The 14,716-nt window shown below is 35.5% G+C and carries 8 protein-coding genes; 4 read left to right on the forward strand and 4 right to left on the reverse strand.

Going from position 1 to position 14,716, the window contains the following annotated elements:
* Positions 1–40: 40 nt before the first annotated feature.
* Positions 41–2,662: a DNA gyrase subunit A gene (gene gyrA / locus EKM00_RS04775; protein ID WP_126515427.1), complete on the reverse strand. Its 2,622-nt coding sequence runs from the start codon at positions 2,660–2,662 to the stop codon at positions 41–43.
* Between the two features lie 256 nt (positions 2,663–2,918).
* Between gyrA and EKM00_RS04780 the strand changes: the two genes are divergently transcribed.
* The 3 genes from EKM00_RS04780 (at position 2,919) to EKM00_RS04790 (ending at position 7,549) form a co-directional block, all read left to right on the forward strand.
* A complete protein-coding gene (locus tag EKM00_RS04780) occupies positions 2,919–5,465 on the forward strand; it encodes an ATP-dependent Clp protease ATP-binding subunit (protein WP_126515428.1) in 2,547 nt (848 codons plus the stop codon).
* A 138-nt stretch (positions 5,466–5,603) separates the two neighbouring features.
* Complete coding sequence (rimK, locus tag EKM00_RS04785; RefSeq protein WP_126515429.1) at positions 5,604–6,974, forward strand: 30S ribosomal protein S6--L-glutamate ligase; 1,371 nt, start codon at positions 5,604–5,606, stop codon at positions 6,972–6,974.
* 59 nt (positions 6,975–7,033) lie between these two features.
* Positions 7,034–7,549, forward strand: coding sequence for a DUF421 domain-containing protein (locus EKM00_RS04790; RefSeq protein ID WP_126456234.1), 516 nt, complete (start codon positions 7,034–7,036; stop codon positions 7,547–7,549).
* Positions 7,550–7,778: 229 nt separating this feature from the next.
* Here the strand turns inward: EKM00_RS04790 and EKM00_RS04795 are convergent, their stop codons facing one another.
* The 3 genes from EKM00_RS04795 to hutH are packed head-to-tail and all read right to left on the reverse strand — an operon-like array spanning position 7,779 to position 11,301.
* Complete coding sequence (locus tag EKM00_RS04795) at positions 7,779–9,062, reverse strand: inorganic phosphate transporter (protein ID WP_126515430.1); 1,284 nt, start codon at positions 9,060–9,062, stop codon at positions 7,779–7,781.
* Between the two features lie 30 nt (positions 9,063–9,092).
* On the reverse strand, positions 9,093–9,737 hold the full coding sequence (locus EKM00_RS04800; RefSeq protein ID WP_126454750.1) for a DUF47 domain-containing protein: 645 nt from the start codon (positions 9,735–9,737) through the stop codon (positions 9,093–9,095).
* A 49-nt stretch (positions 9,738–9,786) separates the two neighbouring features.
* Positions 9,787–11,301 (reverse strand): histidine ammonia-lyase, encoded by a 1,515-nt coding sequence (hutH, locus tag EKM00_RS04805; protein ID WP_126515431.1) that lies wholly within the window; start codon positions 11,299–11,301, stop codon positions 9,787–9,789.
* A 915-nt stretch (positions 11,302–12,216) separates the two neighbouring features.
* On the opposite strand from hutH, the gene thrA reads away from it, so the two are divergent.
* Positions 12,217–14,664 carry a bifunctional aspartate kinase/homoserine dehydrogenase I gene (gene thrA / locus EKM00_RS04810; RefSeq protein WP_126515432.1) on the forward strand — a complete coding sequence of 816 codons (2,448 nt, stop codon included), beginning with the start codon at positions 12,217–12,219 and terminating at the stop codon, positions 14,662–14,664.
* The last annotated feature ends 52 nt before the right edge of the window (positions 14,665–14,716 follow it).

The following is a 14,716-nucleotide window of genomic DNA, read 5'->3' on the forward strand; positions in this document are numbered from 1 at the left end:
TCTTTTATAATAGTTCTTTATTAATCTACACTTATTCATATTAAGCTTCGTCATCTGAATCGTCTTCGTCTTCAGTGTCTTCGTCTTCACTTTCAGAATCGTCCTCTTCATCCTCCTCTTCAACTACACCATCCTCTTCAAGAACTTCAAGAACAGGTTTTACTCTTTCGATAGCTTCCGACTCAATAATATTTCCGTCTTCATCAACAACTACTTCCGCCACGTCGTCTTTCATTACTTTAGTGACTGCAGCTATGGAATCGTTTCCTTTTATATTGATCAGTTTTACACCTTGCGTAGCACGTCCCATTACTCTCAAATCCTCTACAGCCATTCTGATAGTCAATCCAGATTTATTAATAATCATTAAATCATCCGCATCAGTAACGGCATTAATAGAAATCAGCTTCCCAGTTTTCTCCGTAATATTCAAGGTTTTTACTCCTTTACCTCCACGATTTGTAATTCTGTATTCGTCAAGGCTTGACCGTTTTCCATAACCGTTTTCAGCAACTACTAATATTTCGCTGCTCATATCGTTTACAGTGACCATGCCAATTACTTCATCCGTATCATCCTTAAGTGTAATTCCGCGAACTCCTGAAGCTGTTCTTCCCATTGGACGGGTTTTAGTTTCTTCAAAACGAACTAATTTACCAGATTTCACAGCTAAAATAATTTGGCTTTGCCCGTTCGTTAATTTTGCTTCTAGTAACTCATCCCCTTCTTTAATGGTAATTGCAGCAACTCCATTCACTCTGGGTTTAGAATATTTCTCTAACGATGTTTTCTTAACCTGCCCTTTTTTAGTCACCATAATAAGGTTGTGACTTTTGATGTAATCTTGATCTTTTAAATCCTGAGTACAAATAAATGCTTTTACTTTATCGTCGCTTTCTATATTTACCAAGTTTTGGATTGCTCTTCCTTTGGCCGTTTTACTTCCTTCTGGTATTTCGTAAACACGCATCCAGAAACATTTCCCTTTTTGGGTAAAGAACATCATATATTGGTGATTCGTAGCCACAAACATGTGCTCTAAGAAATCCTGATCCCGTGTTCCTGCACTTTTTTGTCCAACTCCGCCTCTGTTTTGAGTTTTGTATTCCGTAAGATTTGTACGTTTAATATATCCTGCATGTGAAATCGTGATAACTACATTTTCATCGGCAATTAAATCTTCAATACTTACATCTCCTCCTGAATATTCAATTACAGAACGGCGTTCATCTCCATATTTATCACGAATTTCAGTTAGTTCTTCTTTAATCAAGGCTATTCTTAAGTTTACATCTGCTAATAAAGCTTTTAGATGCTCGATTAACTTCATGATTTCATCGTATTCTGTTCTTAACTTATCTTGTTCAAGACCTGTTAATTGACGCAAACGCATTTCAACAATGGCTCGAGATTGAATATCGGATAAATTGAATCTTTCGATTAATTTTTCTCTTGCTTCTTCGGTGCTTTTTGAAGCTTTAATTAAAGCAATTACTTCGTCAATATTATCCGAAGCGATAATCAAACCTTCTAAAATATGGGCTCTTGCTTCTGCTTTTTTCAATTCAAATTGCGTTCTGCGAGTCACTACATCATGACGGTGCTCTATAAAATAATGAATCAGATCTTTCAGATTCAACATTTGCGGACGCCCTTTTACAATGGCAATATTGTTTACACTGAAAGAAGACTGTAATTGTGTAAACTTATAAAGTGTATTCAAAACTACGTTTGGCGTAGCATCTCGTTTCAAGATATAAACGATACGCATCCCGTTTCTATCCGATTCATCTCGGATATTCGCAATTCCATCAATTTTTTTATCGTTAACCAAATCAGCCGTACGCTTAATCATATCGGCCTTGTTAACTTGATAAGGAATTTCGGTAACGATAATACATTCTCTTCCATCCACTTCTTCAAAACCTACTTTGGCACGCATTACAATACGTCCTCTACCTGTTTTGAATGCTTCACGAACGCCTTCATATCCATATATAACACCTCCTGTAGGAAAATCTGGGGCTTTGATATGCGTCATCAACTCATCAATCTCAATATCGCTATTGTCCATGAAAGCCAATGTCCCGTTTATCACCTCAGTCAAGTTATGAGGGGGCATATTAGTGGCCATACCCACTGCAATTCCTGTTGCCCCATTTATTAATAAGGTAGGAACACGCGTTGGCATCACTGTTGGCTCCTCCAGCGTATCATCAAAATTTAATTTAAAATCAACAGTTTCTTTATCTATATCCGCCAAGATTTCTTCTGAAATTTTACGCATTCTAGCCTCCGTATAACGCATTGCTGCAGGACTATCGCCATCTACTGACCCAAAATTACCCTGGCCATCAATCAATAAATAACGCATACTCCATTCTTGTGCCATACGAACCATTGCATCATAAACTGAGGTATCACCGTGTGGGTGATACTTACCAAGAACTTCCCCAACAATTCTTGCGGACTTTTTGTGGGCAGATCTAGAATTTACACCCAAATCATGCATTCCAAATAGGACTCTTCGATGTACTGGTTTCAAGCCATCTCTAACATCTGGAAGTGCTCTTGATACAATTACCGACATCGAGTAATCGATGTAGGCCGTTTTCATTTCATCTTCAATGTTAATAGGAATTAACTTTTCTCCTTCAGACATAAGTTGTTATATTAAAAAATTATATTAGTTTCAAAACGTGCCAATATACATCTTTTTGAAATTTTTAAACCTATTTTAAAACACTAATTTCAATGATTTATTAACAAATAAAACTTCGCTTTTAGTTGATAATTTAAGGTAAATTTAACTTTAATATCTTGATAATTTTTGTCACTTAGCTGACACGACTTCATATAGGAATGGTTTTTGTTTTTCTATCACTAATTCACTAAATTTACGATATCAAATATATATTATGGATGATAATTTTTCACCAAGAGTAAAAGACGTTATTACTTACAGCAAAGAAGAAGCTTTGCGACTAGGACATGACTTTATAGGAACAGAACACTTAATGCTGGGAATTCTAAGAGACGGTAACGGAAAAGCAATTCAAATATTGAATAGCCTTGACGTTGATTTAGACCATTTACGCAGAAAAGTAGAGATCTTAAGTCCCGCAAGTCCTAGTGTAGAAGTAAATGTTGAGAAGAAAAACCTGCACCTGACACGCCAGGCAGAACGGGCTTTGAAAACCACTTTTCTAGAAGCTAAGGTTTTTCAGAGTTCCTCTATCAGCACCGCACATTTATTGTTATGCATATTAAGAAATGAAAATGATCCAACAACCAAGCTATTGAATAAACTGAAAATTGATTATGATATAGCTAAAGAACAATATCTAAACATGACTCCAAACGAAGAAGAATTTATAGAAAAATTGCCAAGAAACGAATCGTATAATGACGATTCAGGACAAGATGACAGTCTAAAAGAAGGCACCTTTAACAATCCAGCCAACAAATCCAATAAAAAATCGAAAACCCCTGTTTTAGATAATTTTGGAAGGGATTTAACAGAAATGGCCGAAGAAGGAAAACTGGATCCTGTTGTAGGGCGTGAAAAAGAAATCGAACGCGTTTCGCAAATTTTGAGTCGTAGAAAAAAGAACAATCCATTACTAATAGGAGAACCCGGTGTGGGAAAATCAGCCATTGCCGAAGGTCTAGCGTTGCGAATTATTCAGAAAAAAGTATCACGTACTTTATTCAACAAACGCGTTGTAACATTAGATTTAGCAAGCCTTGTCGCTGGTACAAAATACCGTGGACAGTTCGAAGAGCGCATGAAAGCAGTAATGAATGAATTAGAAAAGAATGATGACATTATTCTTTTCATAGATGAAATTCATACCATTGTAGGAGCTGGTGGCGCAACAGGTTCATTAGATGCATCTAATATGTTCAAACCTGCATTAGCAAGGGGTGAAATTCAATGTATTGGCGCTACAACACTAGATGAATACCGTCAATATATTGAGAAAGATGGCGCACTGGAAAGACGTTTTCAAAAAATAATTGTGGAACCAACATCTGTTACCGAAACGATTACGATTTTGAACAATATCAAAAACAAATACGAAGACCATCACAATGTTACTTATTCTCAAGAAGCAATTGAAGCTTGTGTGAAATTAACGGACAGATATATGTCGGAGCGTTTCTTACCCGACAAGGCTATTGACGCATTAGATGAAGCAGGTTCAAGAGTTCACATTACTAATATTGAAGTTCCAAAACAGATTTTAGATTTGGAACGCCAATTAGAAGATGTACGAGAATTAAAAAATGTTGTTGTTAAAAAACAAAAATACGAAGAGGCTGCCAAACTTCGTGATGACGAAAAACGTATTGAAAAAGATTTAGCTATTGCACAAGAACAATGGGAAGAAGATTCAAAAAACAACAGAATAGAAGTTACAGAAGACAATGTTGCTGATGTAGTATCTATGATGACCGGAATACCTGTGAACCGAATAGCACAAACCGAAAGCAATAAATTGGCTAAATTACCAGAACTTATTGAAGGAAAAGTTATTGGACAAAGAGAGGCCGTCATGAAGATTGCACGTTCGATACAACGAAATCGCGCCGGGTTAAAAGACCCAAATCGACCTATTGGATCCTTTATCTTTCTAGGACAAACCGGTGTTGGTAAAACACAACTTGCTAAAGTATTAGCTAAAGAGTTATTCGACTCTGAAGATGCTTTGGTACGTATTGACATGAGTGAATACATGGAGAAATTTGCTATTTCTCGTTTAGTTGGTGCACCTCCGGGATATGTAGGGTATGAAGAAGGCGGTCAACTGACTGAAAAAGTGCGAAGAAAACCCTATTGTGTGGTCTTATTGGATGAGATCGAAAAAGCGCATCCTGATGTTTTCAATATGTTATTACAAGTGCTGGATGACGGATATTTAACGGATAGTTTAGGCCGAAAAATTGATTTCAAAAATACCATAATAATCATGACTTCGAATGTTGGTGCCAGACAATTAAAAGATTTTGGACAAGGAGTCGGTTTTGGAACTGCTGCCAAAGTAGCGCAGGCTGATGATAATTCAAAAAGTATTATTGAAAACGCCTTAAAGAAAACTTTTGCTCCTGAATTCCTTAATAGAATTGATGATGTAATTGTATTCAATGCTTTAGAAAAACATGATATCGATTTAATTATCGAAATCGAATTAAAAAAATTATTCGCCCGTGTTGCAGAATTAGGGTATCAATTGAGTCTTTCTGACAAAGCAAAAGCATTTATAGCTGAGAAAGGTTTCGACAGGCAATTTGGCGCAAGACCACTAAAAAGAGCCATTCAGAAATATGTTGAAGATACCCTTGCAGAAGAAATTATCACTTCGAAAATAACAACCGGAGATGAAATCTTCATGGATATCGAAGAAGGGGCACAAGAATTAACAGTTCAGGTTCATAAAGCCGGCGAAGCCACAAATCCTTAAATAATTCCTTTGAATCTTAACCATAACCCGTTACGTTTTTATAACGTAACGGGTTTTTTCTTTATGATAAAATACACTTTTTTTGAAAACAAATATTTACATTTGGTTTTTATAACATTGATCCATTAAAATTACTTTATGTCTGAAAACAAAGTTATCTTAGGTAGTGAAGAATGGTGCTCATTCCCTGAAATAGGGATTCCAACCATTAAAGCACGTGTTGATTCCGGTGCTAAAACATCTGCGTTACACGCTATAAATATTGCTCCATTTATTAAAAACGAAAGCAATTGGGTGAAATTTGACATTAACCCAATCCAAAATAATTTAAAAACAGTAATTCATTGTGAAGCGCCTTTAATTGATAAACGCATCGTTAAAAGTTCAAGTGGCTTTAGAGAACAACGCTATGTAATTCAAACAAATCTACAAATAGGAAGTTCAAAATGGCCTATTGAGATGACATTGACCAATCGAGATTCCATGGGTTTCAGAATGCTTTTAGGCCGTGAAGCCATGAGCGGAAGAGTTCTTGTTGACCCGGAGCAAAAATATCTTTTAGGACAACCCACGCCCGATAGTCTAAAAGAATTGTATAAAAATTCCGAGAAAGCAAGTTCCGGATTACGCATCGGACTTTTGGCCAGTAATCCTGAATTGTACAGCAACAAGCGTATAATGGAGACTGGCGAAATGCGTGGTCACGAAATGCACTTTCTGAACATCAAGGAATGCTATATGAAACTGGATGCAAAAACGCCAGAAATTCATTATCGTGGCGGTAAGATACTAAATCAATTTGATGCCATTATACCCAGAATCAGACCTAGCATTACATTTTACGGTTGCGCTTTGACCAGACAATTTGAAGCATTAAAAGTATATTGCTTAAATTCATCGAATGCTATTACGCAATCACGTGATAAATTATACTCTTTGCAATTACTATTGAATCATGGTGTTGAAATTCCTACCACTGGTTTTGCTAATTCCCCTTTGGATACGGATGATTTGATAAAAATGGTGGGCGGTTCTCCACTAATCGTGAAATTACTAGAAGGAACACAAGGAAAAGGAGTTGTGTTGGCAGAAACAAAAAAAGCCGCAGAAAGTGTCATAAATGCTTTCAAAAGCTTAAATGCCAATATATTAGTTCAAGAATTCATCAAAGAAGCCAATGGAAAAGACATTCGTTGTTTTGTAATTGATGGAAAAGTAGTGGCTGCTATTCAGCGTGAAGCAATGCCGGGCGAATTCAGGGCTAACATTCATCTTGGAGGAACAGCATCTGTTATAAAAGTAACCGCTGAAGAAAAACGTATTGCCATCAAAGCAACCAAAGCAATGGACCTCAAAGTGGCAGGTGTAGACATTATTCGTTCCGCTAAAGGCCCGTTGTTATTAGAAGTAAATTCATCGCCAGGACTAGAAGGAATTGAAGGAGCTACCAATAAAGATATTGCCGGCGAAATGATCAAAGCAATCGAGAAAAATTTTAAAATAAAATAGCAGTCAGTAGCCGTTTACAGTCTATTGAAAACTTTTAAAATTACTTTAAAACTAAAAAAATGAACGAATATCTTGATATAATTCTTCGAAGTATTTTCGTTTATTTTTTTATGGTTATTGCCTTGAGACTTTTTGGCAAGAAAGAATTGTCTCAACTAAACACTGCTGATGTAATATTAATTCTGCTAATCAGTAACTCTGTTCAAAATGCAATGGTAGGAAACGACACCAGTTTATCGGGAGGTTTAGCTGCGGCAACTGTATTGTTTACCATCAATTTTATTTTAAAAAAATTGATGTTTAAGTACCCAAGATTCAGTGATTTCATGCAAGAAAAACCAGAAATCCTTATACACAACGGCAATTTAGATTTTAAGACTCTTAGCAAATTAAACATCACTTCTGATGAATTAAAAGAAGCCATGCATGAACATGGAGTCGAATATTTTAAAGATGTAAAATTAGCAATCCTAGAAATAGACGGAAATATTAGCATTATATCCGGAAATGCTAATTTAAAACAGACCCATTACAAACGAAGACGCATTCATAAAAATTTGAGTGGAATAAATTAGACATAAAAAAAACAATATATATTCACGAAATTTATTTTCTTGAAATAAAGTGCTGTTAAAAAATTAAACACTCCTATAAAATCACAAAATTTGACCTTAACGCCTTTTAATAAAAAAAATATTTAACGAAAGAAATACAAGATCTTCTGTTTTAAACAAATATGTTTTTGGAGCATAAAAAAACCATTCTCTGTAAGAATGGTTTTTTATTATGATTTTTATTTTAGTATTAAATAAAAATACTAAAAATATAGTAAATGATTGCTGCTAATATTGCTGAAATTGGAATGGTTAAAACCCAAGCCCATAATAAACTTACGGTCATTCCCCATCGCACGGCTGAAACTCTTTTAGTAAGTCCAACTCCAATTATAGATCCAGTAATAGTATGCGTTGTACTTACGGGCACTTTAAAATGCTCTGTAAAATATAAGGTCAGTGCCCCAGCAGTTTCTGCGGCAACACCTTCAAAAGAGGTCACTTTTGTTATTTTAGAACCCATTGTTTTCACGATCTTCCAACCGCCGCTTAAAGTCCCTGCTGCAATAGCAGAATAACAGGCAAGTGGAATCCAAGTTGGCATTTTAAAGGCTCCTTCGTCATTAGGAAGCACCACATCTAACCAAGCTGGAAGCGATTCCTGAGCAACACCACTGGTGTGAATATAAACCGCAACCGCTGCTGCAATAATACCCATTACTTTTTGGGAGTCATTCCCTCCATGCCCTAAACTAAAGGCTGCTGAAGACAGTAATTGCATTTTTTTCAACCATGCAGTAGCTTGATTTAAATTTAAACTACTAAATATCAAACAAAATGTACTTATAGACAGAACGATGAATGCCACTAAAAACCATTTAATATTATGGGATTCAAACGCAACACTCCAAAAAGGAGAATCAAAACGAGGGTCTTTAATCTGGTCGTAATAGATCATTTGACTTTCTACAAACCAGATGGTCAAAATCATTAAAGAAGCTGTAAATATTTTAGGATAAATACTTTTTTTAGAGGCATTTAGCAACCAAATTGATATTAAATAAGACATTAAAGCGCCTAACAAAGGTGCCAATATAATAAATGCAACGATGATCAAAACACCTGAGGGCATTCCTCCATCTTTTCCAACATTGTACCAAGAAACCACACCAAATCCGGCATGAGCGATAGCTGCTCCGGCAAAACCACCAATTAAGGTATGTGAAGAACTAGAAGGAATTCCTTGCCACCAAGTGAATAAATTCCAAATGATAGCGGCGATTACACCCGCCAAAATAACGACTAAATTAATATCCATCGTATTGGCTGTTTTTGCCACAGTATCTGCAACACCAAAACCAAAAACCCAGTACGCCAAAAAGTTAAAAAAAGCGGCCCAAACAACTGCTTGAAAAGGAGTTAATACTTTTGTGGCAACAACGGTTGCTATAGCATTGGCAGCATCATGAAAACCATTAATGTAATCAAAAATTAAAGCCAGGACTATAATAACTATAAGTAGAGTAAATTCCATAATTATAATTTCAGAATAAAACGGATTGAATTAAGAATGTTTTACAGAAATGGATTCTAAAACACTCGCTACACTTTTACATTTATCAGTAGCCGTCTCTAAAACTGACAATACTTCTTTGTACTTGATAATGTTTTTTGCATCCGTTTCATTTTCGAATAAATCAAGAACTGCTTTATCATAAACATTATCTGATTTATTTTCTAATTTATTAATTCTGACACAGGCATCCGTGATGTTCTTTATATTTTTTAAATCTCTCAATTCTCTTACCGCTACATCAATATTTTGACATGCTTCAAGATTGATTTCAGTCAATTTTCTAATGGATTTCGTAATTTTATCAACTTGATACAATTTCATCCTGCTCGCTGCACCATGAAGGTTATCCGCTACATTATCAATTGAAGTAATTAGAGAGTGTATGTCCTCTCTGTCAAATGGAGTAATAAAATTTCTACTCAACTCTAAACTTGTTTGACGTGTTATATCCTCTCCTTTTTGTTCTAATGCATCAATTTTCATAAAAAGGTCTTCGCGCTCTTTTAAAGGAAGGTTTACAGCTTCGTGTAAATTTGTAGCAATTTCAATTAAATTACTGGATGCTTGTTCAAAAAGCGGAAAGAACTTTTTGTCTTTAGGAACCAAAAATTGGAAAAAATTATTTATGTTCATTTCATTAAAATTTAGTCCGGCAAAATTAATTCATTATTCATTGTTAATGTTAAGCCATTGTTAATAAATCATTTTCTATTTGAAAACTGTTCAAAAAAGAAACCGTCTTTTCAATATCATAATGCAAAATTCGATCTTCTTTAATCAAAGGAACTTCTTCGCGATAGGCCTGCAAAAACATTTCAATAAAATCACTAGACAGCATTGGCCGTCTGTATTCAATAGCTTGCGAAGCATTCATCAATTCTATTGCTAAAATGCGTTCCAGATTATCCAAAACCCGTAATGCTTTGGTAGCGGCATTTGCCCCCATACTCACATGATCTTCCTGACCGTTGCTGGAAACTATACTATCTACACTAGCAGGAGTTGCCAGTTGTTTATTTTGACTGGCGATACTGGCAGCTGTATACTGAGGAATCATCAAACCAGAATTCAAACCGGGATTATCTACTAAAAATGCCGGGAGATTCCTACTTCCGGAGATCAATTGATACGTTCTTCTTTCAGAAATACTTCCCAACTCAGCCAAAGCGATTGCCATAAAATCTAAGGCTAAAGCCAAAGGTTGTCCGTGAAAATTACCTCCAGAAATAATTTGGTCACTTTCAATAAAAATATTAGGATTATCAGTAACGGAATTGATTTCAGTCTTGAACACTTTTTTTACATAATCAATTGCATCTTTTGAAGCACCATGCACTTGTGGCATGCATCGGAACGAATATGGATCTTGGACATGATTTTTTTCTTGTTCGATAATTTCGCTCCCGTCTAAAAATCCTTTTATGCGTTTAGCAGTAACAATTTGTCCTTTGTGAGGCCTTATAAAATGGATCAATTCATTAAAAGGTTCTATTCTTCCATCAAATCCTTCAAGTGAAATAGAACCTATTAAATCTGCTAAATAAGAAAATTTGCTGACTTTCATTAAGATATGTACTCCATAAGCACTCATAAATTGTGTTCCGTTCAATAAGGCTAATCCTTCCTTAGACTGCAGTACTATTGGCTCCCAGCCAAAATGTTTTAGAACTTCGCTGGAATGCACTTTTTTACCTTCAAAATACACATCGCCAGCACCTAATAAAGGCAGTGATAAATGCGCCAAAGGAGCCAAATCTCCCGAAGCGCCCAGCGATCCTTGCGCATAAATTACCGGAAGAATATCATTGTTATAAAAGGCAATCAATCGTTCCACCGTTTGCAATTGAATGCCAGAATAACCATAACTCAACGATTGAATTTTCAGCAACAACATCAGTTTCACAATCTGAGTTGGTACTTCCTCTCCCGTTCCGCAGGAATGCGATTTGACTAAATTTTCCTGAAGTTTTGATAAATTTTCATTCGAAATCTTAACATTACAAAGCGACCCAAAACCTGTATTTATACCGTAAATGGGATCCGAATGTGAAGCCATTTTTTTATCTAGATAATCGCGACATTTTTGAATATTTATTTTTGCTTCATCGGACAAAGCCAATGATTTATGATGTGAGACAATTCCCTCTAGCGTTTCCAGGCTAAGCAACTCAGTACTAATGTAATGCGTATTATCCATTTTGATAGTGTTTAAAAGGTAAAATTGAATAAATCTTTATAAATACACAACATTTATTGCTAATAATTTACATTTCATAACCCGTTGGGTTCAATTAATTTTTGATGATAATTTTCGTCAGTTCGAGTGATCCCGCTTTTGGGCGGGATTATATCGAGAACTAGAAAATTAGTATTAAAAACGGTTCTCGATACATTTTTTGTTGCGTATTACTACACAAAAAACACTCGAACTGACGTTTTGAATAATTACACCCAACGGGTATTTCCTAGTTAAACAAAAACCAAATAATAGCCTTCAGATATCAATAACTATATGACTTTAACAGATCAAATTTTGATTATTCCTTTCCTTTTCCTCAGAACACTAAAGCACTAATTCGTAAAAATATAAACCCATTAACCTGCTTGGAATGCAAATTAAGTAGAATTAAATCCATTAAGCACTGCAAAAAATAGAACTTCGGCTGCATACATTTTTATAAACTTTAGAGATTTATACGAATAGCTTTATCTGAGACTGAATATATCATACAATATTTCATAATCCGCAAATAGCTTCTCCTATTTTAAAATATTCGCAAAAACACTGTCAAACGCTTTGTTTTTTATAAAAAACTGTACTTTTGAAAGATCAAAATGGAAAACAACAAAGCTACATATCACGCTTCGATAACAACTCAAATCTGGGTTAGCACTGCTGTTACGTTTACTACAACAACTACAACTACCCCCTTGGGGTAAATTTTCAACATATAATCCTATTTATCATATTTTTTTCACAAGAAAGAAAGACCTTGAGTGTATAACAAACATTACATTTTTCAAAAAAAACAACACACACCATTAGATCTCCTGCAGGCAATTAATCCTGAAAATGGCGACTCCCCATTACATTAAAAACAAATAACTTGCTATGAAAGTATTAAAATTTGGCGGAACTTCGGTTGCCAATGCACAAAATATAAAACTGGTTTTAGCTATCGTTAGCGATAAAGCAAAAGAAGAAAAATTAATCGTTGTGGTTTCTGCTTTCAGTAAAGTTACTGATTTGCTTCAAATTGCCTCCCAAAAAGCGGCTGCTGGAGACGAAAAATTCAAAGTTATCCTTGCCGATATAGAAAAAAAACACTTAGATACCTTAAAAGAACTTATACCAGTAAGCGAACAAAGCAGTCTTTTGAGCCATATCAAAAGAATCATTAATCATCTGGAAACCTTATTGGATGGATGTTACCTTTTAGGCGAATTATCTCCCAGAACTTCAGATACTATTTTGAGTTTTGGTGAATTACTGTCCTCGTATATCATTGCTGAAGCATTAAAACAAAACCTAATAAACAGCTGTTATAAAGACAGCCGAGAATTAATAAAAACCAATAACCATTTTGGAAAAGCAATTGTTAATTTTGATGCTTCCAATGAATTAATTGTTGCTTTTTTTGCTTCGAATGAGAGTCAGGTAGTGGTTATGCCCGGATTTATTGCTGCCTCTTTAGACGGAATCAATACTACTTTAGGGCGCGGTGGATCTGATTATACAGGCGCTATTCTTGCAGGCGCTCTTGATGCAACTGACTTGGAGATTTGGACTGACGTCAACGGAATGTATACTGCCAATCCAAAAATTGTAAAACAAGCACAACCTATAGCTTACATTTCTTACCAAGAAGCCATGGAGTTGTCACATTTTGGTGCCAAAGTCTTATATCCGCCAACAATTCAACCGGTATTAAGAAAGAATATCCCAATTCTGATCAAAAACACTTTTGAACCTAAGGCTGAAGGAACCTATATTTCAAATCAGGTTTTTGCGCAATCAAATCCTGTAAAAGGAATTACTCATATTGATGCTATTTCCTTAATTACGCTTGAAGGCTCCGGAATGATTGGTGTTTCCGGTTCATCCAAAAGACTTTTTGAAGTATTATCCAATAAAAACATCAACGTAATTTTCATCACTCAAGCCTCCTCAGAGCACTCGATTTGTATTGGAATTCTAAATTCGGATGCCGATGTGGCGCAAGAGGCCATCAACAAAGCTTTTGAAATAGAAATTTTACAAAATAAAATAGACCCTTGCATTGTTGAAAACAACCTTTGCATCATTGCTTTAGTTGGCGAAAATATGAAAAACCACCAAGGATTGAGCGGTCGAATGTTCAGTACTTTGGGTAAAAACAACGTCAACATCCGAGCGATTGCTCAAGGTGCTTCCGAAAGAAATATTTCGGCAGTAATCAACGAAAGAGATGTGAAAAAAGCATTAAATTCATTGCATGAAACCTTTTTTGAAGAAAATACCAAACAGTTAAACCTATTTGTAATGGGCGTTGGAAATGTGGGGGAGAAATTCATCGAACAAATTCACCAACAAAAGAAATTCCTAAAAGAGAAGCTAAAGATAAACCTGCGTGTCATTGCGTTGTCAAATTCCCGAAAAATGCATTTTGATGAAGACGGAATCTCCTTAAAAGAATGGAAATTTGCTTTAGAAACTGGAGAACCTGCGGATAAAGAACAGTTTATTGCAAATGTAAAAGAGCTCAATTTACGCAATAGTATTTTTGTGGATATCACGGCAAATGAAAGTGTGTCTAAAACCTACGAACAGTATTTAAAAAGAAATATTGCCGTAGTAACCTGCAACAAAATTGCCTGCGCCTCCGAGTACGACAATTATAAAAAACTAAAAAAATTATCCAGACAGTTCAATGCGCCTTTCCTATTTGAAACCAATGTGGGAGCTGGATTACCAATCATTGATACGGTAAAAAATCTCGTTGCCTCCGGCGATAAAGTCAATAAAATCCAAGCCGTTTTATCTGGAAGTTTGAACTTTATCTTTAATAATTTTGATGAAAATAACACTTTTCATGACGTTGTTAAAGAAGCTGGTGTACAAGGATTTACAGAACCTGACCCGAAAATTGATTTGAGCGGAATTGACGTTGCCAGAAAGATATTGATTCTGATACGAGAAAGCGGTTACAAAATGGAAATCAATGAAATCACAAACGAATCGTTCCTGCCAGCAGAATGTTTGAATACGACTTCAAATGAAGCATTTTTCGAATCTTTACAGACACATGCCGCTCATTTTGAAACTATTTATAAAGAAGCGTTAAGCAAAGAATCTCGTTTGAAATACGTAGCGCAATTCGAAAACGGGAAAGCAAATGTTGGGTTGCGATTCATTCCTAAAGACCACCCCTTTTACAATTTGGAAGGAAAGGACAACATCGTATTATTCTTCACAGATCGTTACGTAGACCAACCTTTATTAATAAAAGGTGCTGGTGCCGGAGCTGCAGTTACCGCATCAGGAATATTTGCAGATGTAATTAGAATAGGAAACGTATAAATTAGTCGTAAGGTCAAATGTCGTAAAGTCTGAAAGTTAGCCACTTGATTTT

It is taken from the genome of Flavobacterium sp. RSP15 (genome assembly GCF_003968755.1).
Lineage (GTDB): Bacteria > Bacteroidota > Bacteroidia > Flavobacteriales > Flavobacteriaceae > Flavobacterium.